The organism is Mesorhizobium sp. WSM4308, from assembly GCF_002294905.1.
GTDB lineage: Bacteria > Pseudomonadota > Alphaproteobacteria > Rhizobiales > Rhizobiaceae > Mesorhizobium.
The window spans coordinates 71550-93897 of sequence record NZ_NSFW01000022.1; the positions used below are offsets into that span (position 1 = coordinate 71550).

At 62.9% G+C, this 22348-nt stretch carries 25 protein-coding genes; 13 read left to right on the forward strand and 12 right to left on the reverse strand.

What is annotated here, in order from left to right; translation table 11 throughout:
* Window positions 1-26: 26 nt before the first annotated feature.
* The 5 genes from uvrA to CK227_RS31335 form a co-directional block, all read right to left on the reverse strand.
* Entirely contained in the window at window positions 27-2948 is a 2922-nt protein-coding gene (gene uvrA / locus CK227_RS31315) for an excinuclease ABC subunit UvrA (RefSeq protein ID WP_095775380.1), read from the reverse strand.
* Between the two features lie 701 nt (window positions 2949-3649).
* A complete protein-coding gene (locus tag CK227_RS31320; RefSeq protein ID WP_095775381.1) occupies window positions 3650-3949 on the reverse strand; it encodes a hypothetical protein in 300 nt (99 codons plus the stop codon).
* Window positions 3950-4031: 82 nt separating this feature from the next.
* Entirely contained in the window at window positions 4032-4637 is a 606-nt protein-coding gene (locus CK227_RS31325) for an ATP-dependent Clp protease proteolytic subunit (RefSeq protein WP_095775382.1), read from the reverse strand.
* A 22-nt stretch (window positions 4638-4659) separates the two neighbouring features.
* Complete coding sequence (locus CK227_RS31330) at window positions 4660-5130, reverse strand: SRPBCC domain-containing protein (protein WP_245318322.1); 471 nt, start codon at window positions 5128-5130, stop codon at window positions 4660-4662.
* A 14-nt stretch (window positions 5131-5144) separates the two neighbouring features.
* On the reverse strand, window positions 5145-5459 hold the full coding sequence (locus tag CK227_RS31335; protein WP_010909628.1) for a metalloregulator ArsR/SmtB family transcription factor: 315 nt from the start codon (window positions 5457-5459) through the stop codon (window positions 5145-5147).
* A gap of 226 nt (window positions 5460-5685) precedes the next feature.
* Here CK227_RS31335 and CK227_RS31340 point away from each other — a divergent pair, with 226 nt between their 5' ends.
* Both CK227_RS31340 and CK227_RS31345 read left to right on the forward strand, forming a co-directional pair.
* A complete protein-coding gene (locus CK227_RS31340) occupies window positions 5686-6204 on the forward strand; it encodes a single-stranded DNA-binding protein (protein WP_064985641.1) in 519 nt (172 codons plus the stop codon).
* A 129-nt stretch (window positions 6205-6333) separates the two neighbouring features.
* Complete coding sequence (locus tag CK227_RS31345; protein WP_095775384.1) at window positions 6334-6759, forward strand: OsmC family protein; 426 nt, start codon at window positions 6334-6336, stop codon at window positions 6757-6759.
* Between the two features lie 26 nt (window positions 6760-6785).
* Here CK227_RS31345 and CK227_RS31350 read toward each other — a convergent pair whose 3' ends face one another.
* The 3 genes from CK227_RS31350 to CK227_RS31360 all read right to left on the reverse strand — a co-directional run bounded on the left by CK227_RS31350 (window position 6786) and on the right by CK227_RS31360 (window position 8457).
* Window positions 6786-7415, reverse strand: coding sequence for a MarC family protein (locus tag CK227_RS31350; protein ID WP_095775385.1), 630 nt, complete (start codon window positions 7413-7415; stop codon window positions 6786-6788).
* Window positions 7416-7516: 101 nt separating this feature from the next.
* Complete coding sequence (locus tag CK227_RS31355; protein ID WP_095775438.1) at window positions 7517-7894, reverse strand: VOC family protein; 378 nt, start codon at window positions 7892-7894, stop codon at window positions 7517-7519.
* Between the two features lie 32 nt (window positions 7895-7926).
* Entirely contained in the window at window positions 7927-8457 is a 531-nt protein-coding gene (locus CK227_RS31360; protein ID WP_095775386.1) for a hypothetical protein, read from the reverse strand.
* A gap of 85 nt (window positions 8458-8542) precedes the next feature.
* Here CK227_RS31360 and CK227_RS31365 point away from each other — a divergent pair, with 85 nt between their 5' ends.
* Window positions 8543-9427 (forward strand): AraC family transcriptional regulator, encoded by an 885-nt coding sequence (locus CK227_RS31365; RefSeq protein WP_245318323.1) that lies wholly within the window; start codon window positions 8543-8545, stop codon window positions 9425-9427.
* On the opposite strand, the gene CK227_RS31370 is transcribed toward CK227_RS31365, so the two are convergent.
* Entirely contained in the window at window positions 9391-10014 is a 624-nt protein-coding gene (locus CK227_RS31370) for a ParB-like protein (protein WP_095775387.1), read from the reverse strand. The genes CK227_RS31365 and CK227_RS31370 overlap by 37 nt on opposite strands.
* A complete protein-coding gene (locus tag CK227_RS31375) occupies window positions 10011-11714 on the reverse strand; it encodes a SulP family inorganic anion transporter (protein ID WP_095775439.1) in 1704 nt (567 codons plus the stop codon). The genes CK227_RS31370 and CK227_RS31375 overlap by 4 nt, the downstream gene beginning before the upstream one ends.
* 210 nt (window positions 11715-11924) lie before the next feature.
* On the opposite strand from CK227_RS31375, the gene gyrA reads away from it, so the two are divergent.
* Window positions 11925-14726, forward strand: a complete 2802-nt coding sequence (gene gyrA / locus CK227_RS31380; protein WP_095775388.1) for a DNA gyrase subunit A — start codon at window positions 11925-11927, stop codon at window positions 14724-14726.
* A gap of 67 nt (window positions 14727-14793) precedes the next feature.
* Here the strand turns inward: gyrA and CK227_RS31385 are convergent, their stop codons facing one another.
* A complete protein-coding gene (locus CK227_RS31385) occupies window positions 14794-14946 on the reverse strand; it encodes a hypothetical protein (RefSeq protein ID WP_019858284.1) in 153 nt (50 codons plus the stop codon).
* A 184-nt stretch (window positions 14947-15130) separates the two neighbouring features.
* On the opposite strand from CK227_RS31385, the gene coaD reads away from it, so the two are divergent.
* Genes coaD through tgt form a run of 7 tightly spaced genes read left to right on the forward strand, consistent with a single transcriptional unit; the run spans window position 15131 to window position 19709 of the window.
* Window positions 15131-15631, forward strand: coding sequence for a pantetheine-phosphate adenylyltransferase (gene coaD / locus CK227_RS31390; protein ID WP_095775389.1), 501 nt, complete (start codon window positions 15131-15133; stop codon window positions 15629-15631).
* 17 nt (window positions 15632-15648) lie between these two features.
* A complete protein-coding gene (locus CK227_RS31395; RefSeq protein WP_095775390.1) occupies window positions 15649-16236 on the forward strand; it encodes a peptidylprolyl isomerase in 588 nt (195 codons plus the stop codon).
* Window positions 16237-16264: 28 nt separating this feature from the next.
* Window positions 16265-16777: a peptidylprolyl isomerase gene (locus tag CK227_RS31400; protein ID WP_095775391.1), complete on the forward strand. Its 513-nt coding sequence runs from the start codon at window positions 16265-16267 to the stop codon at window positions 16775-16777.
* 12 nt (window positions 16778-16789) lie between these two features.
* A complete protein-coding gene (locus tag CK227_RS31405; RefSeq protein ID WP_095775392.1) occupies window positions 16790-17239 on the forward strand; it encodes a DMT family transporter in 450 nt (149 codons plus the stop codon).
* Window positions 17239-18324: a tRNA preQ1(34) S-adenosylmethionine ribosyltransferase-isomerase QueA gene (gene queA, locus CK227_RS31410; RefSeq protein WP_095775393.1), complete on the forward strand. Its 1086-nt coding sequence runs from the start codon at window positions 17239-17241 to the stop codon at window positions 18322-18324. The genes CK227_RS31405 and queA overlap by 1 nt, the downstream gene beginning before the upstream one ends.
* Window positions 18317-18586, forward strand: coding sequence for a hypothetical protein (locus CK227_RS31415; RefSeq protein WP_095775394.1), 270 nt, complete (start codon window positions 18317-18319; stop codon window positions 18584-18586). The genes queA and CK227_RS31415 overlap by 8 nt, the downstream gene beginning before the upstream one ends.
* On the forward strand, window positions 18579-19709 hold the full coding sequence (gene tgt / locus CK227_RS31420) for a tRNA guanosine(34) transglycosylase Tgt (protein ID WP_095775395.1): 1131 nt from the start codon (window positions 18579-18581) through the stop codon (window positions 19707-19709). The genes CK227_RS31415 and tgt overlap by 8 nt, the downstream gene beginning before the upstream one ends.
* 62 nt (window positions 19710-19771) lie before the next feature.
* Here tgt and CK227_RS31425 read toward each other — a convergent pair whose 3' ends face one another.
* Window positions 19772-20191 carry a DUF4864 domain-containing protein gene (locus CK227_RS31425; protein ID WP_095775396.1) on the reverse strand — a complete coding sequence of 140 codons (420 nt, stop codon included), beginning with the start codon at window positions 20189-20191 and terminating at the stop codon, window positions 19772-19774.
* A 253-nt stretch (window positions 20192-20444) separates the two neighbouring features.
* Between CK227_RS31425 and CK227_RS31430 the strand changes: the two genes are divergently transcribed.
* Entirely contained in the window at window positions 20445-20681 is a 237-nt protein-coding gene (locus CK227_RS31430) for an Lrp/AsnC family transcriptional regulator (RefSeq protein WP_010909609.1), read from the forward strand.
* 170 nt (window positions 20682-20851) lie between these two features.
* Window positions 20852-22264 carry a circularly permuted type 2 ATP-grasp protein gene (locus CK227_RS31435; RefSeq protein ID WP_032933458.1) on the forward strand — a complete coding sequence of 471 codons (1413 nt, stop codon included), beginning with the start codon at window positions 20852-20854 and terminating at the stop codon, window positions 22262-22264.
* The last annotated feature ends 84 nt before the right edge of the window (window positions 22265-22348 follow it).

Genomic DNA, 22348 nt, shown 5'->3' on the forward strand with positions numbered 1-22348 from the left:
TCTCCAGGCGCCAACCGGTCCGCTGATCACTCCGCCGCTTCGCGCTTGCCTCCGGGGCGCCGCTCCAGCAGTTCTTTGAGGAACTGCCCGGTGTAGCTGCGCTTCTCGCGCACGATCGCTTCCGGTGTGCCCTGGGCAACCAGTTCGCCGCCGCCGTCGCCGCCTTCGGGGCCGAGGTCGAGCACCCAGTCGGCGGTTTTGATCACTTCGAGATTGTGCTCGATGACCACCACCGTGTTGCCCTGGTCAACCAGCTCGTGCAGCACTTCCAAGAGTTTGGCGACGTCGTGGAAATGCAGGCCGGTGGTCGGCTCGTCGAGAATGTAGAGCGTCTTGCCTGTCGCCTTGCGCGACAGTTCCTTGGCGAGCTTGATGCGCTGCGCCTCGCCGCCGGACAACGTCGTCGCCTGCTGGCCGATATGGATGTAGCCGAGGCCGACCTGCTTCAGCGTATCGAGCTTGTCGCGCACGCCCGGCACGGCGGCGAAGAAGTCGACGCCTTCCTCGACGGTCATGTCGAGCACGTCGGCGATCGACTTGCCCTTGAACAGGACGTCGAGCGTCTCCCTGTTGTAGCGCTTGCCGTGGCAGACGTCGCAGGTGACGTAGACGTCAGGCAAAAAGTGCATCTCGATCTTGATGACGCCGTCGCCCTGGCAGGCCTCGCAGCGGCCACCCTTGACGTTGAACGAGAAGCGTCCCGGCTGGTAGCCGCGCGCCTTGGCCTCGGGCAGGCCGGCGAACCAGTCGCGGATCGGCGTGAAGGCGCCGGTATAGGTGGCGGGGTTCGAACGCGGGGTCCGTCCAATGGGCGACTGGTCGATGTCGATGACCTTGTCGAGGAATTCCAGGCCCTCGATGCGGTCATGCTCGGCCGGATGCTCGCGCGAGCCCATGATGCGGCGCGAGGCTGCCTTGAACAGCGTCTCGATCAGGAAGGTCGACTTGCCGCCGCCCGATACGCCGGTGACGGCGGTGAAGGTGCCGAGCGGGATTTCGGCAGTGACGTTCTTCAGATTGTTGCCGCGCGCGCCGACGATTTTCAGGCGCCGGTTCTTTTTCGCCTCACGCCGGACCCCGGGGGTGGCTACTTCAAGCGCGCCCGACAGGTATTTGCCGGTGATCGAGTTGGGATTGGCCATCACTTGCTGCGGCGTGCCCTGGGCGATGATCTCGCCGCCATGGATGCCGGCGGCCGGACCCATGTCGACGACATAGTCGGCATGCAGGATGGCATCCTCGTCATGTTCGACGACGATGACGGTGTTGCCGATGTCGCGAAGGTGCTTGAGCGTATCGAGCAGGCGCGTGTTGTCGCGCTGGTGCAGGCCGATCGACGGCTCGTCCAGCACGTAAAGCACGCCGGTGAGCCCCGAGCCGATCTGCGACGCTAGGCGGATGCGCTGGCTCTCGCCGCCCGACAGCGTGCCCGAATTGCGCGACAATGTCAGATAATCGAGCCCGACATCGTTGAGGAAGCGCAGCCGCTCGCGGATTTCCTTCAGCACGCGCACCGCGATCTCGTTCTGCTTGTCGTTGAGCTGCGCAGGCAGGTCGGTGAACCATTTGTCGGCGTTGCGGATCGACTGTTCCGTGACTTCGCCGATGTGCTTGCCGCCGATCTTAACCGCCAGCGCTTCCGGTTTCAGCCGATAACCTTTGCAGACGGGGCAGGGCGTCGCCGACATGAAGCGCTCGATCTCCTCGCGCATCCAGGCGGATTCGGTTTCCTTCCAGCGCCGTTCGAGATTGGGGATGACGCCTTCGAAGGTCTTGGTCGTCTTGTAGGAGCGCAGGCCGTCATCATACTGGAAGGTGACTTCACGCTCGCCGGTGCCGCGCAGGATCGCGTCCTGGGCCTCGGCGCTCAAATCCTTGAACTTGTCGCCGAGCTTGAAGCCGTAGGCCTTGCCTAAGGCCTCAAGCGTCTGCACGTAATAGGGCGAGGTCGACTTCGCCCATGGGCTGACGGCGCCGTCGCGCAGCGACACGTTTTCGTCGGGCACGACGAGATTGGGGTCGATGGCGCGCTGGCTGCCGAGACCGTCGCAGGTCGGGCAGGCGCCGAACGGGTTGTTGAACGAGAACAGCCGCGGCTCGATTTCGGGAATGGTGAAGCCGGACACTGGGCAGGCGAATTTTTCCGAGAACAGGATGCGCTCATGCGTCTCGTTCTTCGATTTGTTGACCGAATCCTCGCCGGTCTGGCTGGAATCGAGCGGCCTGTCGGCGAACTCGGCCACCGCCAGCCCCTCGGCGAGCTTCAGCGCCGTCTCGATGGAGTCGGCAAGACGCGTGGCCAGATTGCCGCGTACGACGATACGGTCGACGACGACGTCGATGTCGTGCTTGTATTTCTTATCGAGCGCCGGAACATCGGATATCTCATAGAAGACACCGTCGACCTTGACGCGCTGAAAACCCTTCTTCTGCAGCTCCAGCAGTTCCTTGCGGTACTCGCCCTTGCGGCCGCGCACGATCGGCGCCAGCAGGAACAGGCGCGTGCCTTCCTCCAGCGCCAGCACCCGGTCGACCATCTGGCTGACCGTCTGGCTCTCGATCGGCAGGCCGGTGGCCGGCGAATAAGGTACGCCAACACGCGCGAACAGCAGGCGCATATAGTCGTAGATCTCGGTGACGGTGCCGACCGTCGAGCGCGGGTTCTTCGAGGTAGTCTTCTGCTCGATCGAGATGGCAGGCGACAGGCCGTCGATCTGGTCGACGTCGGGCTTCTGCATCATCTCGAGGAATTGCCGGGCATAGGCCGACAGGCTCTCGACATAGCGGCGCTGGCCTTCGGCATAGATGGTGTCGAAGGCCAGCGACGATTTGCCGGAACCAGACAGGCCGGTCATGACGATCAGGCTGTCACGCGGCAGGTCGAGATCGACATTCTTCAGATTGTGTTCGCGCGCCCCGCGAATGGAAAGGAATTTATGGTCGGCCATCGCCGGTCGCCGCCTCAGATCTGGAATTCGTGGGATTGGCGGGATTGTCCCAGCCATCCCCTATGTAGGTGTTTTTGCCGCCACGTCGAGAGACGCCACAATTCCCGACAGAAGTCGTTTAACCGTCTTTCGCGCGAAGGGGCAAGCAGAAAGAACAAAGGCCGAACGCGCTCCTGACAAAGCTGTGTAGAAACCTGACCTGTACGTAACCTCCCGGCGATCACAATTTTCCGTAACCGGCTATTGAAGGTTGACGTGGCCGGCTCACGGGGGCAGTCTCCCGGGGTCAGCGAAGCCGGCCGTCTTTCGATGGCCTCGCCGCCCCAAGGCGGCCTGCGAGACGCCGCAGGCATTTGCGATTTGCGCTTCGCTACGACAATGTCGCAACGGACACAGGAGCGGAGCATGACGCCACCGGACAGTCCCCAAGGGCTCCACGCCTCGTTGGAGCCGCGGCAGGCATAAGTGCCAGGGTTTAGCGTTTGCGCCACCCGACAAACCGTGACTTGCCGTATCCCCAAAATCAGAGACCGCTAGTCGGATCGTCGGCTGACGCCGCGTAGCATCCGAAATCAAACGCCGGCAGTACACTCCCGGCAAAATTTGGATTTGAGATCCAGAAAAGCCCCGTCCGTTTGCCTAGGGCACGGCGGGGCTGTTCTTTTGACGACATGGCTGCACCGGCCCCAGCGGAGGGCTGCTCACCTCGGCGGCTTAAACCCGCCCGTGGCCATATCGACCGTGATGGTGCCGGAAATCCTGACATCGGTATCGCCGATTTTGAACGTGCCGTTGCCGTTGCTGGGGAACGCATCGTCGGGTTCCGGCCGGGGACCCGGCTTGGCGATGCGATAATCACCGTTCACACCGGGCAGTGCGCGTTTCTGTGCCTGCGGTGCGCTGTCGCCGGCGAGGGCCATACCGCTCGCAAGGCTGGCAAAAGTGAGCACCGCTGCGACTATGAGGCGATGCGACGTCCTGGGCGAATGAGTGTCGATCATCCCGGGATTATAGGGACCAGCCGCTCCCGGAACCAGAGCGGTGTCGTCAAATCATCGACGGCGGGCAGAAATCCGAGCTGGTTCACGCTGCCTTTTTGCGCGTGTCGAAGACATGGTCGACAATGCCCCATGCCTGGGCCTCGCGGGCGGTCATGAAATGGTCGCGGTCGAGCGTGCGTTCGACCTCCTCATAGCTGCGGCCGCAATGCTGGGCGTAGAGTTCGGCCATATGGCGTTTGGTCTTGCCTATCCGCTCGGCATGGCGCTGGATGTCGGAAGCCTGGCCCTGGAAGCCGCCCAGCGGCTGATGCAGCAGAATGGTGGCGTTGGGCAGCGCGATGCGGCGCCCCGGCGTGCCCGCCATCAGCAGGAACGAACCCATCGAGGCGGCAAACCCCATGCACACGGTCGAAACCGGGCAACTGACATACTGCATCGTGTCGTAGATGGCGAACCCGCTGGTCACCACGCCGCCCGGCGAGTTGATGTAGAGCGATATCTCCTTGTCGGGATTGTCTGACTCCAATGACAAAAGCTGCGCGCAGACCAGCGCCGAGACGTCGTCGTTGATCTCGCCATTGATGAAGATGATGCGCTCGCGCAACAGCCGCGAGAAAATGTCGAAGGCGCGTTCGCCGCGGCTCGATTGCTCGATCACCATCGGCACCAGACTGGCAAGACCGCTCATTTTTCGTCTCCGATTTCCGTGTTCAGGCTGCAAGCAGCAGGGTGTTCGGTATGTTCGCGGCGACAGGCTTTGCGCGCCCGTCCAATCCAAGCGAAAGCCGGCAGCCGGCGCCCGCCGTGGCGACGGCGGGCATCGCTTTCCCTGCAAAACCGTCATGGACGATGCGCAGATGCGTGCCGCCGGAAACGGTGCGGGCGAGTGTGAAGGTAACGACACTGTCGAGCGGATCCCCGGCGTCGCCCGGCTGCTCTCGCCAGGAATAGCGCAGCAGGCGCTCCGGCTCGGCGTCGAGGATTTCGCATTCGATGGCAGCTTCGGTCCCGGCGAAGGCAAAACGATTGCCGATTTCCGGCCTGATGTCGTTCGGCATCATCCATGCGGCGAGCAATTCCGGCACTGTCAGCGCCCGCCACACTTTTTCCGGCGGTTCGGCAAGGTCGTATTCGAACTCGAGCACATCCGGGGAGGCTTTGCCCTGGGTCTTGGCGTTCATCGATCCCAAATCCTTCATTGATCCATGTCCTTCAAAACCGTCTTGAGCCTTTCGATGCGCTCCGGCCAGAAGGTCCGGTAGCGTTCGATCCAGGAGAGCAAGGGGGCGAGCCCCTGCGGATCGGCACGATAGTAGGCGTTGCGTCCGGCCCGCCGCTCGACCACGAGGCCGGCGCCGCGCAGCACCGCCAGATGCTGCGACACTGCCGGCTGCGACACCGTCAGGCCGCTGCGCAATTCGGACACGCTCATTTCAGCTGCGGCGAGGCGCTCGAAGACGGCGCGGCGCGTCGGGTCAGCCAAAGCGCGGAAAATCTCTGCTTCGATCATGACAAAAGCATAAGTCGATACTTATTGATTTGGCAAGCGCTGTTTTGAAACCCATATGTCAGGCTCAGGCACTGTTGCCATTCCTTGACAATCAGCGGCGGTGCATATAGGAACGAAAAGGGAACAAAAACCTTGTGGGAAAAGCCAGCCTTAGCAGGCGGCTGACGTCCGCAGCCTGTAAGGTGCTGCGACAAAAATTTGTTTCGGATGAGCGCGGAGAAAAATCATGGCGGGTAGCGTCAATAAGGTCATTCTGGTCGGCAATCTCGGCGCGGACCCTGAAATCCGCCGCCTGAACTCTGGCGAGCCGGTCGTCAACATCCGTATCGCCACGTCGGAAAGCTGGCGCGACAAGAATTCCGGCGAGCGCAAGGAAAAGACCGAGTGGCACAATGTCGTCATCTTCAATGAGGGCATCGCCAAGGTGGCCGAGCAGTATCTGAAGAAGGGCATGAAGGTCTATGTCGAGGGCCAGCTGCAGACGCGCAAATGGCAGGACCAGACCGGCGCCGACAAGTACACGACGGAAGTCGTGCTGCAGCGATTCCGCGGCGAACTGCAGATGCTCGACGGGCGCCAGGGTGAGGGCGGGCAGGTCGGCGGTTATTCCGGCGGCGGCAGCAGCCGCGGTTCCGATTTCGGCCAGTCCAGCCCGAACGAAAGCTTCAACCGTGGCGGCGGCGCCCCCAGGGGCGGCGGTGGCGGCGGTTCGTCGCGCGAACTGGACGACGAGATCCCGTTCTGATCGAAAGCAACATCAGACGGCTGAGGTCGCGTGATCGATGCCCCGAGGGTCCTGCATGGACTTTCGGGGTTTTGCATTGTTGATTTGGCCTGACAGCAGGCGCGGCGAAAGGACTGAAAGGACAAAGCGGTGAAGGCACGGATAAAATGGGTCGAAGAGCGCACCTTCGTCGGCGAGTCCGGCAGCGGCCACAAGCTGGTGCTGGGAACGGCACCCGGCCCTGAAGGCAAGACGCCAGGCCCGAGCCCGATGGAACTGGTGCTGATCGGCACCGGCGGCTGCTCGGCCTATGATGTCGTGCATATACTGGAAAAGGGTCGCGAGGCGGTCGAGGACTGCGTCGTCGAACTCGACGCCGATCGCGCCGAGACCGACCCAAAGGTGTTCACCCGCATCCACATGCATTTCATCGTCAAGGGCCGCGCGCTGTCGCCCGACAAGGTTCAGCGGGCGATCAATCTTTCGATCGAAAAATACTGTTCGGCCTCCGCCATGATGGCCAAGACGGCCACGATCACGCATGATTTCGAAGTCATCGACATCACCGCAAAGTAGGGCAGTGGGGCAGTAGAGACTGCCGTTCACCCCGCCATCAGCGCCTTGATGCCGTCGGCCACGAATTGCACGGCCAGTGCGGCCAGGATGACGCCGAGCAGGCGGGTCAGGATCGAGCGGCCGGTCTGGCCGAGGATGCGGTCGATGCGTTCCGACAGCACGAACACCAGATAGGTGATGGCGAGGCAGACGAGGATGATGCCGACAAGTGCTGCCTGCGCGGCAAAGCCCTGAAACGAGCCGGAGAGCAGCACCGTCGCCGAAATCGCGCCGGGGCCGGCGATCAGCGGGATCGCCAGCGGGAAGGCGGCGATGTTGTGGATCATGTCCTTGGTGATGGCGACGTCGCCGATCTTCTCCTTGCGGTCCTGTCGCCGCTCGAAGACCATCTCGAAGGCGATGAAGAACAGCAGGAAACCGCCGGCGACGCGGAAGGCCGGCAGCGTGATGCCGAACACCGACAGGATCGAGGCGCCGGCCACCGCGAACAGCGCCATCACCAGGAAGCCGATGACCGAGGCGCGGACCGACACCTGCTGGCGCTCCTCGCGGTTCATGCCGCGCGTCACGGCGAGGAACAGTGGCGCCAGGCCGGGCGGATCGATGGTCACGAGAATGGTGACGAAGGCATTGAACAGGCTGTCGAAACTCGGCATCGCTGACCCTCCCGCCGGGCCGAGCCCGTACCATGCCATTGGTAGAGCAAAGCCTGGTCGGTGGAAACTGTCAGGACCGCGAAACCACGGCTCTCGACGGGTCAGCCGGCAGCGCCGCAATAGGCCTCGAGGCGATAACCATCCGGGTCGATAACAAAGGCGGCGTAATAATTGTCGCCGTAGTCGGCGCGCGGGCCCGGCGCGCCATTGTCGCTGCCGTCTTCGCGCAAGGCAGCGGCATGGAAGGCATCGACGCTGTCGCGTGTCGGCGCGGCGAAGCAGAAATGCAGGCCTGATTTTTCGTTCGCCGGAACCGGCCGCGCTGCCTCGTTGACCCATAGCGCGACGCTTTCGGCGCCATAGCCGAGCGAACCCGGTGACTGGCTGAGGCAGGTGTAGCCGAGCGGCTTCAGCGCTGCGTCATAGAAGCGCTTGGAGGTGTCGGCGTCGCGAACACCGATCGAGATATGATCGAACATCGTTTTCTCCATTGTTACAAAGTGTTGCGGCGTCAGGCTGTTGTCGCTCGCCGTGCAAGGAACTCGACTTCGAGCCGCCATGTCGCGCCATTGTCGTGCGAGCGCTCGCCGAGCCAGCGGAAGCTGTCTTCGGTGATCCGCGAAAAGCTCCAGCGCACCGAGGAGCCGGTGCCGTCGGCACCGACCTGCACGATCGTATCACCTTTGGCGCGGCCGAGCTGGCGGCTGAAATACTGATTGCGCGGATCGCTCCAGAAAATGTGCCAGGCGTCCGCGCCGGGATCATAGACCCGCAGCGTCGTGCCGTAGAACGTCCACTTGCCGAGCGACGGCGAGGGGCCAGCATTGCGCGCGGGCAGGATCCAGACGTCCTGGATGGCGCGGCCTTCGAGCACCCAGCCGAAATGCACCTCGCCACGTCCGGTCAGCACGGTGCCGTCCTCGAGGTGACGCGAGGCCTCAAACGTCCAGGCGCCGACGAAGCGGCCGTAAAGGTTCAGTTTTTCGGCAAGCCCGTCGATCGGTCCGGGACTGTGCAGGGCTTCGGCAAAGGGGTCGAACATCGCTGCGGCCTCTTTCTGTCAGGAGACCGGGAGGAATAGGCGCTGACGGGGTTCTGGGCTTGGGAAAAATTGCTATATTTCGGCCATGACAGCGATGACCCGCACTCTCGCTTCCGGACCCGGCTGGCATGTGGCGGATGTGATCTGCACGGCCGGTGTGGGCGACCGCCCGTTCGAGGAGGCCCATCAGGATTTCTGTGTTGCAGCGGTCACCGGCGGCACGTTCCGCTACCGCGCGCAGCAAGGCACCGCCATGCTGGCGCCGGGCGCGCTGCTGCTCGGCAATTCCGGCACATGCTATGAATGCGGACACGAACATGGCAGCGGCGACCGCTGTCTCTCGTTCCATTTCAAGCCTGCCTACATGGAACGGATCGTCGCCGGTTTGCCGGGCGCGAGCACGCTTGCCTTCGATGCGCCGCGCCTGCCGCCTTTGCCGGCCTTGGCGCCGCTACTGGCCGAGGCGGAAGCCGCGCGGGAGACGGGCGACAGCGAGGCATTCGAGGAACTCGGTGTGCGCATCGCTGCTGCGGCTGTGGCCACGATTTCCGGCGCTACGTCCATCAGGCGCGGACCAAGCCGTCGCGATCAGAAACGGGTGGCCGAAGCCGTGCGGCGGATCGAACTGGATGCCGACGGGCCGGTTTCGCTGTCTGCGCTGGCGGAAGAGACGGCGACCAGCCCGTATCATTTCCTGCGTATTTTCCGGCAGGTTGCCGGCATGACGCCCTACCAGTTCCTGCTCAAGATCCGTCTCCACCGTGCGGCATTGCGACTGCGCCTGTCGGATGATGCGATCTCGGCGATCGCCTTCGACGCCGGCTTCAACGACCTGTCGACGTTCAATCGCCGCTTTCGACGCATCATGGGCGAGACGCCAGGCGATTATCGAGCCCGCCAGTCAAACGGCATCGCGCCTCGGCCGAAGCAGGCTCAATCCGAGGTCGGGCCGCACCAGCCCGGCAGATAGTCCGCGTCCTTGCCCTTGGCCAGGCTAAGTGCCTCTTTCATCGCCTTGTCGAAGTTCTTCGTAACCGCGTTGCGATCGATGCGCCGACGAAGGAAATCCGCCCAGATGAATTCGCTGAACGGCGTCGTGTCCTTGGCAAAGCCGCCCATCCGGCGCAGTTCGCCCGCCATGCTCCGGTAAGGATCGTCAATCAGTTCGCCGATTGTCTTCGGAATGGCCGAGTAATCGCGGCGCCGGCCGCTCTCATCGAACGGGTGCATCCAGCCTCTGTTATCGAGCACGAAAAGAAACGTGTCCTTGTCGAGCGCGGACAGGTCGCTGATCACGGCCACAAGCACGTCCTTGACGCCTTCCTCGAGCAGGGCGCGGGCGAGGTGATGGTGATCGGTGACGTAGCTGCGATTTTTGGGACCCAATACGACCGGCACCATGTGTTTGCCGAGAAAAGCGCCGGTCTTCTTCTTGGCGTCCTGCTCCCGGATCATCTGGCGCTTCAACGCAACTTCTCTCATGCCCACCGTTATCTGCGTCGGCCTCAGTCCCTCGACGGGAACCGGCGTCACAATGGGTTCTCGCGGGTCGATCATGACACTCCATCCTGTCCTTGCTGGTGCTGTTTTCCCGGACCAAGTGATTTGATCGCCGCGTCGACGCTGTGGAATATGCGCTGCGGTCCGACCATTTCAGCGATGCCGAACCGCGCCAGCGCCGCCTGGGCGCGCAGCGATTCCAGCCGCGCTATGGCAAAGACCGCGCCCGCCTTGCGGCAATGAAGGATGGTGTCGATCAGGGCCTGCGCGGCGGTGTAGTCGATCTCGACGATGTTGCTGGCCTCCAGCACGACCAGTTTCACGGTTTCGTCCCTGGCATCGACAAGGTCGCAAACGCCGCGCTTGAAGCGATCGGCATTGACGAAGGACAGTGGCGCCTGGAAGGCCGCGACCAGCACGCCCGGGAGTTGTTCGCCAGCGCTGGGCTTGGCCGGAGGCCACCAGACGGACGTGCCCGGCACCTGTTCGAGTTCGATCGGCTCCGTGCGCGTCGCGCTCCATATGCCATGCAGCAGCGACAGGCCGATGCCCACCGCCACGCCGGTTGCGATCGGCAACACCACGATTGCCGCCATGGTGACCAGGATCAACACGAATTCGACCGGCGCCTGCCGATAGACGCTGGCGAGCACCTTCCAGCGCAATATGTGCTGGGCAACGAACATCAGGACGCCGGCAAGGGCTGCCTGCGGAACATTGGCGAGCAGACCGCCGCCAAAGGCACCGAGCGCCAGCACGATGGCCGCGGCAATGAGGCCGGACAGTTGCGAGCGGCCACCCGACTGGGAGACGATGGCCGTGCGCGGCGGGCTGGCATTGACGGCAAAGGCGCCGAACAGGCCCGACAAAATGCCGCCGGCGCCGACGCCGATGAAATCGCGGTTGACGTCGGGTGCGTCGTCCTGCTGCGAGGCAAAGGACCGCGAGGTGGCGGCCGTCTGCACCATGACGACAATGGCGATCAGCAGCGCCAGTGGCACCAGCGCCTGGATATCGTCGAGGCTGGCCTCCGGCAGGTCGGCTCGCGGCAGGCCGTTTGGCAAGGCGCCTAGCACCTCGACGCCGCGATCCCCGAGGCCGAAGACGACGACCGCAAGCGTGGCAAGCACCATGCCGATCAAGGCGCCGGGGATGCGGGCGCTGATCCGTTCCGAACAGAACACGATGGCGAACACGCCGAGGCCGAGCCCTAGGCTCCAGGGATTGGTGAGATGGAGATTGCCGCCGATCTCGCCGATACGCCGCAACGTTTCTCCACTCTCGGCCGGCAGGCCAAGCAGCCCGGGCATCTGCGAGACGATGATATGGACGGCGATGCCCGCCAGAAACCCTGTGGTGACCGGCACGGACAGGAGATCGGCGATCCAGCCGAGGCGAAAGACGCCGCTCAAGGATACGATCAGCCCCACCATCAACGCCAGCATGGCTGCCAGTGCCAGATAATGCGGCGAGCCGGATGTGGCGAGCAGCGCCAGGCTGCCGGCGAACAGCGGCGTGATGGTCGAATCCGCGCCAACCGAGAGGTGACGATTGGCGCCGAACAGGGCAAACGCCACCGAACCGGCGACAAAAGCGAAAAAACCAATCTCGGGAGCAAAACCTCCGAGCCGGGCCGTTGCCATCTGCTCGGGAATGGCGATCGCGGCCAATGTTAGGCCGGCGATCAGATCACCATTGAGATCCCGGAACTGCCAGCCGCTCAGCGCCTGCAAAGGCAGCCGCCGGCGCCAATTCATGGCGCTTGCGGCTTTCGCTTGGGAAAGTTGGTCCATTGCCGGCTTTTGCCTTGTGGCGGCGAAAAGCGTCATGGCCATATCGTCGCAATCAGCGGTATCCTTTTGAAATTACCACCAAAAATGACACTGGAAAAGTGCCGCGAACATTGGAGTTTCGGCCTTGCTTCCTATATAAGCGGTCAGTGATTCCTGATTAGATTGTGATCCGATTTGACCGACCAAAAGACACCGCGCGGCGCCGACGGCGGCCCCACCGGCATCGAGCCGATCTCCATCATCGAGGAGATGCAAAGCTCCTATCTTTCTTACGCCATGAGCGTGATCGTCAGCCGTGCGCTGCCGGATGTGCGCGACGGCCTGAAGCCCGTGCATCGCCGCATTCTCTATGCGGCACATGAGAGCGGCTACCACTGGAACCGCAAATATGTGAAGTCGGCCCGCCCGGTCGCCGACGTGATGGGTAAATACCATCCGCATGGCGACGCCTCGATCTATGACGCCTTGGTGCGCATGGCGCAGGACTGGTCGCTGCGCGTGCCGCTGATCGACGGGCAGGGCAATTTCGGCTCGATCGACGGCGACCCGCCGGCGGCGATGCGCTACACCGAATCGCGGCTGACCAAGGTCGCGCATGAGCTGCTGGAGGACATCGACAAGGACACCGTCGATTTCCAGGAGACTTATGATGCCTCGGACACCGAACCGAAGGTTCTGCCGGCGCGCTTTCCCAATCTGCTGGTCAACGGCTCCGGCGGCATCGCCGTCGGCATGGCCACCAACATCCCGCCGCACAATCTGGGCGAAGTCTGCAACGGTGCCATCGCCATCATCGACAATCCGGCGATCGACCTGCCGGCGCTGATGGAGATCATTCCTGGGCCCGATTTCCCGACCGGCGGCATCGTGCTTGGCCGCTCCGGCATCTACAGCGCCTATTCGACGGGCCGTGGCTCGATCGTCATGCGCGGCAAGGTCAACATCGAACAGCGCGGCAATGACCGTGAATCGATCATCATCACCGAGGTTCCCTACCAGGTGAACAAGGCCTCGATGATCGAGAAGATGGCCGAGCTGGTGCGCGACAAGCGCATCGAAGGCATTTCCGACATCCGCGATGAAAGCGACCGCCAGGGTTATCGCGTCGTCATCGAGCTGAAGCGCGACGCCGTCGCCGACGTCATCCTCAACCAGCTTTACCGCTTCACGCCGCTGCAGACCTCGTTCGGCGCCAATATGGTGGCGCTGAATGGCGGCAAGCCAGAACTGCTGACGCTGACCGACATGCTGAAGGCGTTCGTCTCCTTCCGCGAAGAGGTCATCACAAGACGGACGAAATTCTTGCTGCGCAAGGCGCGCGACCGCGCCCATGTGTTGGTCGGCCTTGCCATCGCCGTCGCCAATATCGACGAGGTCATCAAGCTGATCCGCACCGCGCCGGATCCGCAGACGGCGCGCGAGCAGTTGATGGAACGGCGTTGGCCCGCGGGTGATGTCGAGTCGCTGATCCTTTTGATCGACGATCCGCGCCATCGCATCAACGAGGACGGCACCTACAATCTGTCCGAGGAACAGGCCCGCGCCATCCTCGAACTGCGCCTGCAGCGGCTGACCGCGCTCGGCCGCGACGAGATCGCCGACGAGTTGAACACGATCGGCGCCGAAATCGTTGATTATCTGGACATTTTGTCGTCCCGGGCGCGTGTCCAGCAGATCGTCAAGGACGAGCTTGCGGCCGTGCGCGACGAGTTCGGCACGCCACGCCGCACCGAACTCACCGACGGCGGCGCGGACATGGAAGACGAGGACCTGATTCAGCGCGAGGACATGGTCGTGACGGTGAGCCATTCCGGCTACATCAAGCGCGTGCCGCTTTCGCTCTACCGGGCGCAGCGCCGCGGCGGCAAGGGCCGCTCGGGCATGTCGACCAAGGAAGAGGATTTCGTCACCCGGCTGTTCGTGGCCAACACGCACACGCCGGTGCTGTTCTTCTCTTCACGCGGCATCGTCTACAAGGAAAAGGTCTGGCGGCTGCCGATCGGCAACCCGCAGTCACGCGGCAAGGCACTGATCAACATGCTGCCGCTCGAGCAGGGCGAGCGCATCACCACCATCATGCCGCTGCCCGAGGACGAGACCAGCTGGGGCGAACTCGACGTGATGTTCGCCACCACGCGCGGCACCGTGCGCCGCAACAAGCTGTCCGATTTCGTGCAGGTCAACCGCAACGGCAAGATCGCCATGAAGCTGGAGGAGGAGGGCGACGAGATACTCGGCGTCGAAACCTGCACCGACAATGACGACGTGCTTTTGACCGCCAGTTCCGGCCAGTGCATCCGCTTCTCCGTCGGCGACGTGCGCGTCTTCCAGAGCCGCAACTCGGTCGGCGTGCGCGGCATCACCATGGCCGAGACGGACCGCATCATCTCGATGTCGGTGATCGAGAATGTGGACGCGTCGCCGGCAGAGCGTGCCGCATATCTCAAGCGCGCAGCGGCCGAGCGCCGCCTTGCCGCTGGCGCCAGCGGCGAGGAGGAAGAGATTGCGCTGACCAATGAGGAGATCGGCGAGGAGGCCGAGCTTTCAGACGAACGCTATGAGTTCCTCAAGGCGCATGAGCAGTATGTGCTGACGGTGACCGAATATGGCTACGGCAAGCGTTCGTCGTCCTACGATTTCCGCCTTACTGGCCGCGGCGGCAAGGGCATCCGCGCCACCGACGTGTCGAAGACGGCTGAAATCGGCCGGCTGGTGGCGACCTTCCCGGTCGGCAACGATGATCAGATCATGCTGGTGTCGGATGGCGGCACGGTTATCCGGGTGCCGGTCAATGGCATCCGTTTCGCCAGCCGCGCCACCAAGGGCGTGACCATCTTCAATACCGCCGAGGGTGAGAAGGTGGTTTCGGTCGAGCGGATTTCCGAGCCGCAATCGGACGAGGAAAGCGAAGAGATCATCGAGGGCGGCGCTGGGTCTGCTCCAGAGGCTGATGCCGGTCCGGACAGCGGCGAGTAAATCCTGGGCCTGCTTTTGACATAGCAACGCCGGCCCAACGGCCGGCGCGGCAGCAAGTCCAGACGGCTTAGTAGTGACGATACGGCTTGCGGGGGCCGAAACCTTCGAAGCGCTTGGTGGTTGCCTTGACGCGAATGCGTTGCGCCTCCTGATGCAGCCCGAATACGGTGGCGATCAGCATGGCGACTGTCATTGCGGTGGCGAGCATGTAGATCAGCATTTGCGTGTTCTCCTGCGCCTTACAACGGATAGATGGGATTTTGGTTTCATCTTATTAAGGTGCAACCTAGTGAAGGCTTCGTGATCAGCGTGTTCATCTGTCGTTCATGTGCCGGAAAAGGTTCATGGGCTCGCGCGCCGATCGGATTTGCCTTTGCGAGAGAGGCTCGCTAGAAGCACCTGCCATGACTGAACGCATCGCCCTTTACGCCGGCTCCTTCGACCCGCTGACCAACGGCCATCTCGATGTGCTGAAAGCGTCGCTGGCGGTGGCCGACATCGTCTATGCCGCGATCGGCATTCATCCGGGCAAGAAGCCGTTGTTTTCCTTCGAGGAGCGGGTGCAACTCATCGAAGCCGCCACGAAGGCCGAATTCGGCCGCGACGGCGCTCGCATCAAGGTCGTTGCCTTCGACGGGCTGGTGATCGATGCCGCCAGGAAGCAGGGCGCCTCGATCATGATCCGCGGCCTGCGCGACGGCACCGATCTCGATTACGAAATGCAGATGGCCGGCATGAACGAAACCATGGCGCCCGAGCTGCAGACGGTTTTTCTGCCCGCCAGCCCGTCCGTGCGCACCATTACCGCCACACTTGTGCGCCAGATAGCCTCGATGGGCGGCGACATCCGCGCCTTCGTGCCGGCGGCTGTTGCTGGCGCGCTCACCGCAAAATTCGCGAAATAAGCCCGGAGAAAATCCTCATGCAGCTCAAAAGGCTCGCCTCGTTCCTCGTCGTGCTTGCCGGTCTTGTGACCGCCTCGGTCTCGGCCTATGCCGCCGATCCCGAAAACACCATGATCATCACGCTGAAGGACGGCGACGTGACCATCGCGTTGCGGCCCGATCTGGCGCCCAAGCATGTCGCGCAGATCAAGAAGCTCGTGCGTGACCATGCCTATGACAATGTCGCTTTCCACCGCGTCATCGACGGCTTCATGGCGCAGACCGGCGACGTCAAGTTCGGCAACATGAAGAAGGGATTCAACTCCCAGGCCGTCGGCACCGGCGGTTCGGACCTGCCTGACCTGCCGGCCGAATTCTCGCAGACCGAGCACTATAAGCGCGGCGTGGTCGGCATGGCCCGCTCGCAAGATCCGAACTCCGCCAATTCGCAATTCTTCATCATGTTCGCGCCGGCGCCGCCGCTCGACGGCCAGTACACCATCGTCGGCAATGTCGTCGGCGGCATGGAGCTGGTGGACCACATCAAGAAGGGTGACGAGGCGGACAATGGTGCGGTCTCCGACCCCGACCGGATGATCAAGGTGCGCATCGCCGCCGACAAGTAATTTCTGTTTTCTCAAAAGGATATCTGACATGGCCGAAATCAAGGACCGCGAGAACGCGCTCATCATGGAAACGACCAAGGGTAAGGTCGTGATCGAACTTTTCCCCGATCTGGCCCCCGGCCATGTCGCCCGCATCAAGGAACTGGCCAGGGAAGGCGCCTATGACGGCGTGGTCTTCCACCGCGTCATCGACGGCTTCATGGCGCAGACCGGCGACGTGAAGTTCGGCAATTCCTCGAAACCCACCTTCGCGCCGTCGCGCGCGGGCATGGGCGGCTCGGACAAGCCGGACCTTAAGGCTGAGTTCTCCAACGCCAACCATGGCCGCGGCACCTGCTCGATGGCCCGTTCACAAAATCCGAACTCGGCCAATTCGCAGTTCTTCATCTGCTTCGACGATGCCGCCTTCCTCAACCGCCAGTACACGGTCTGGGGTCAGGTCATCGAAGGCATGGACAATGTCGACAAGATCAAGCGCGGCGAACCGGTGGTCGATCCCGACAAGATCGTGACGCTGAAGGTCGCGGCCGACGTCAAGTAAGGCGAAACGACAATTATGGGCGTCGTCTGGTCGCTTCTCGGCATCCTGTCCGGCGCCTTCATTGCCATTCAGGCACCGATCAATTCGCAGCTTGCGCGCGGCCTGGGTCTCCCGGTCGCGGCGGCAGCGTTTTCGTTCCTGTCGGGCGCCATCGTGCTCGGCATCATCGCGGCCACCGTGGTGAAGCTGCAAGGCATTTCGCTCGAATGGAAGGCGCCGGCACCCTGGCTTTTCGTCGCCGGCGGCATGCTCGGCGGCTTCTATGTCACGCTCTCCACAATCCTGACGCCGCGCATCGGCGCCGCCGCCCTGATGGCGTTCCTGGTGGCCGGCCAGCTGCTCGCCGGCATGCTCATCGACCGCATCGGCTTCCTCGGTGTCGCGGTGCGTGAAATCTCGCTCGGCCGCGTCGCCGGCGCGGTGCTGCTGCTGGTCGGAGCGCTGCTAGTCCGGCTCTACTGATGCGCGTCGATCTCTTCGACTTCGACCTGCCGGAGGAGCGGATCGCGCTTCGCCCGGCGGAGCCGCGCGACAGCGCCAAGATGCTGGTGGTCAAACCGGGCGAGGCGCTCGGCGACCGCACAGTCGGCGACCTGCCATCCCTGCTCAGGGCCGGCGACGTGCTGGTGTTCAACGATACCAAGGTCATTCCGGCGCAGCTCAAAGGCATAAGGCGCCGCGGCGAAGCCCAGGCGCAGGTCGAGGCCACGCTGCATATGCGCGTGGCGCCGGATCGCTGGCTCGCCTTCATGCGGCCGGGCAAGCGCATTGCCGCCGGCGACCGCATCCATTTCGGCCATGACGGCAATTCCTGCTTCCTCGGCCAACTCGATGCCACGGTGATAGAGAAGGGCGAGGGCGGCGAAGCCTTGCTTGGCTTCGACCTGTCGGGGCCGTTCCTCGACGAGGCGCTGCACGCCGTCGGCCACATTCCGCTGCCGCCCTATATCGCTTCCAAACGCGACGACGACGAACGCGACCGGGCCGACTACCAGACAATCTATGCTCGGGAGGAAGGCGCTGTTGCGGCGCCCACGGCGGGCCTGCATTTCACACCGGAGCTGTTTGCGGCTCTCGACGCCAAAGGGGTCGAGCGCCACTTCGTGACCTTGCATGTCGGCGCCGGCACGTTCCTGCCGGTCAAGGCGGACGACACCGCCGACCACAAGATGCATGCCGAGATCGGCTCAGTCAGCGCGGCAACCGCCGATGCGCTGAACGCGGCCAAGGCAAGAAGCGGGCGCATCGTCGCGGTCGGCACGACTTCGCTGCGCCTGCTGGAGAGCGCGGCGCGTGAAGACGGGACGGTGCCCGCGTGGTCCGGGCCGACGGATATCTTCATCACGCCCGGCTACCGCTTTCGCACCGCGGACATGCTGATGACCAATTTCCATCTGCCGCGCTCGACGCTGTTCATGCTGGTTTCGGCCTTCAGCGGCCTCGACACGATGCGCGCGGCCTATGCCCATGCGATTGCCAACCGCTACAGGTTCTACTCCTATGGTGACGCAAGCCTGCTTTATCGAGCGGAGACGAGCGATGGATGATGACCTGCAAACCTTCGGTCGCGATGCCCTGATCGCCGAGGTGAAGAAACTGCGCGCCGGCATTCGCGCTCATCGCGACACGTCAGGCCATGATCTCTGCTGGCATCACCCCGATCTGTGGAATCTGCTGCCGGAAAAGACCGAGCCGTCGATCGCGGTGCCGCCCTGGCCCAAATTCATGCGCGGCTGCATCCAATACCGCCAGTCGCTCGACAGACAGGCGCCTGACGCGCCGATCCACGACAAGGAATTCAATGGCTAAGCCGTTCAGCTTCAAGGTCCTTGCCACCGACGGCAAGGCGCGGCGCGGTGTCATCGACATGCCGCGCGGCGAAATCCGCACGCCTGCCTTCATGCCGGTCGGCACCGGCGGCACCGTCAAGACCATGTATATGGACCAGGTGCGCGGCGTCGGCGCCGACATCATCCTGGGCAACACCTATCACCTGATGCTGCGGCCCGGCGCCGAGCGTGTCGCGCGGCTTGGCGGATTGCATGAATTCGCCCGCTGGCCGCATCCGATCCTGACCGACAGCGGCGGCTTCCAGGTGATGTCGTTGTCGAAGCTCAGAAAATTGACCGAAAAGGGCGTCACGTTCCGCTCGCATATCGATGGCGCGCCCTATGAAATGACGCCGGAGCGTTCGATCGAGATCCAGGGCCTGCTCGATTCCGACATCCAGATGCAGCTCGACGAATGCACGGCGCTTCCGGCCGAACTGAAGGAGATCGAGCGCGCCATGGAATTGTCGCTGCGCTGGGCCGAGCGCTGCAAGACGGCGTTCGGCGACCAACCGGGCAAGGCGATGTTCGGCATCGTGCAGGGCGGCGACAATGCGGCACTTCGGGTGCGCTCGGCGCAGGCGCTGAGCGCGATGGAGCTGAAGGGCTATGCGGTTGGCGGCCTGGCGGTCGGCGAGCCGCAAGCGGTGATGCTGGAGATGCTCGACATCACCTGTCCCGAACTGCCCGCGGACAAGCCACGCTATCTCATGGGTGTCGGCACGCCAGACGATATCCTGAAATCGGTGGCGCGCGGCATCGATATGTTCGACTGCGTGATGCCGACGCGGGCCGGCCGGCACGGTCTGGCCTACACCAGGCGAGGCAAGGTCAATCTGCGCAACGCCCGCCATGCCGACGATCCGCGGCCGCTGGACGAGGAAAGCGATTGTCCCGCGGCGCGCGATTATTCGCGCGCCTATCTGCATCATCTGGTGCGCTCGCAGGAGGCACTGGGCGCCATGCTGTTGACCTGGAACAACCTGTCCTACTATCAGAAGCTGATGCAGGACATTCGCGCCGCGATCGAGACCGGCAGCTTCGAAGCGCGTGGGGCCGAGATCACAGAGGGTTGGGCGAGGGGCGACATACCTGTCCTGTAGAGCGTGATCCCGAAAAGTGGAGACCGGTTTTCGGAAAAGATAATGCTCGAACAAGAAAGTCCTCACGTGCTCAGCGAGTTTGATGCGCGCAGGCTGCAGCCGGTGATCTGGAACGTGCCGTCGGGTTGCTGCTGCAGCGTATAGACCGCCTCATAATCCTTGCCGTCGGGGCCGACGATCAGCACCTGCTGGATAATCGAGCCCGGACCCGTCTGCTCGACCTTGCCGAAGGCATAGGACTGTGGCCTGCGCACCGGCGGGTAGCCATTGGTCACCATGTTCATGAAGGCGTCGACGGTCGGGAACACCTGCTTCACATTCGGGGCGGCGAAGCTGTAGGCCTTGGCGCCGTCATCGGCCAGCAACGCCTTCAACTGACCGTCGATGACGACCTGGCCTGCCTTGATTTCGGCATCGCCGGCAAAGGCCGAGGATGTGAAGAGGAATGGAATGACTGCGAATGCGAAAAAAGCGCGGCGCATGGCCTGTCTCCGTTGTCCCTCGGAATGGTCCCTCAAAAATAATGTCCGATGACGCACGATAACATACGCTCGGCGGTGCATCCCGGTTTCACCGATTGCGAATATTCGCCACCGGAATGTCCTGCCGGTTGCCGGGCTACGCGAGGCCGTGGCCAGGGTCCGTGCCGGCCAAGTGCGGATTCCAGTGCTTGAAAGGCCGCCTCCAGTCTGCCAGAAGGGCCGCTTGGACTTGGACGTTTAGCGGGACGAAGCCATGAAGGCGTTTTTCGTGCAGATCAAATGCGAGTTGGGCAAATCCTATGAGGTTGCCAGCGCGCTTGCCGATGCCGAGATCGCTTCGGAAATCTATTCCACCGCCGGCAATTACGACCTGCTCGCCAAATTCTATGTCGATGACGAGGAAGATGTCGGCCATTTCGTCAACGAGAAGGTGCAGATTCTCCCCGGCATCAAGGACACGTTCACGGTCGTCACCTTCCGCGCCTTCTAGCCGGGAAGGCATTTGCCCGGGCACGAGGCAAAGCCTGATCAAGGTCGTATTTCGACTGCCTCAATTTTAGGCAGCCGCAACATACTGATCGTCCGCATCTCCCAAATCACCGATTGCGCTTGATTTTCTTCGGCGACGCCAGTGAAATGGCGTCACAGGGGAGTATGCGATTGGCAGCGTTCGATGAAATGCTTCCGGAAGTTTCCGGATTGAGAAGACCGTATTCGGCTTATGATCGCTGGCTGAAGGAACAGGATCCAGCCAGACTTACCGAGAAGATGCAGGACGCCGAACGCGTCTTCCGCAAGACCGGCATCACCTTCGCCGTCTATGGCGAGCAGGAAGCCTCCGAGCGGCTGATCCCCTTCGACATCGTTCCGCGCATCATTTCAGGCAATGAGTGGCGGCGCCTGACGCAAGGCATCGAGCAGCGCGTGCAGGCGTTGAACGCCTTCCTCGACGACATTTACCATCGCCAGGAGATCCTGCGTGCAGGCCGCGTTCCCAGGGACCTGATCGCCAAGAACGAGGCGTTCCTGCCGGAGATGATCGGGGTGCGGCCGCCGGCCGGCGTCTACACCCACATCATCGGCGTCGATATCGTGCGCATCAGCGAGGACGAGTTCTACGTGCTGGAGGACAATGCGCGCACCCCGTCCGGTGTCTCCTACATGCTGGAGAACCGCGAGACGATGATGCAGCTGTTCCCCGAGCTGTTCCAGAAGATCAAGGTGCGGCCGGTGGAGAACTACCCGCAGCTGCTGCGCCAGTCGCTGGCGGCGGTTCGGCCGCAAAGCACCAAGGGCGCGCCGACCATCGCCGTGCTGACGCCCGGCAGCTTCAATTCCGCCTATTTCGAACACGCCTTCCTTGCCGACCAGATGGGTGTGCAACTGGTCGAGGGCCAGGATTTGCGCGTCGTCGACGGCCATGTCGCGATGCGCACGACCGAAGGCTACAAGCAAATCGACGTGCTCTACCGCCGCGTCGACGATTCCTTCCTGGACCCGCTGACCTTCCGGCCGGATTCGGCCCTCGGCATCCCCGGCATCATGGATGTCTATCGCGCAGGCAACATCACCATCGCCAACGCGCCGGGAACCGGTATCGCCGACGACAAGGCGATCTATTCCTACATGCCCGAGATCGTCGAATTCTACACCGGCCGCAAGGCGATCCTCGGCAACATCCCGACCTGGCGCTGTTCGGAGCCGGACAGCCTGAAATATGTGCTCGAGCACATCCACGAACTGGTGATCAAGGAAGTGCACGGCTCCGGCGGCTACGGCATGCTGGTCGGACCGGCGGCGACCAAGAAAGAGTGCGAAGCCTTCGCCAAGAAACTGGCGGCGAAGCCTTCCAACTATATCGCCCAACCGACGCTGGCGCTGTCGACCTGCCCGATCCTGACCGACAAGGGACTGGCGCCGCGCCACGTCGACCTCAGGCCCTACGTGCTGGTTTCCGACCGCATCCAGATCGTGCCCGGCGGCCTGACGCGCGTAGCGTTGAAGGAGGGCTCTCTGGTCGTGAACTCGTCGCAGGGCGGCGGAACGAAAGATACCTGGGTGTTGGATGATTGAGATGAGATGAGTGAGTAGGGAATAGTCGGTAGTGAGTAGTCAGCTGTAGAGGGGAAGCGCATGCCATATTCCACTGAAATTCAA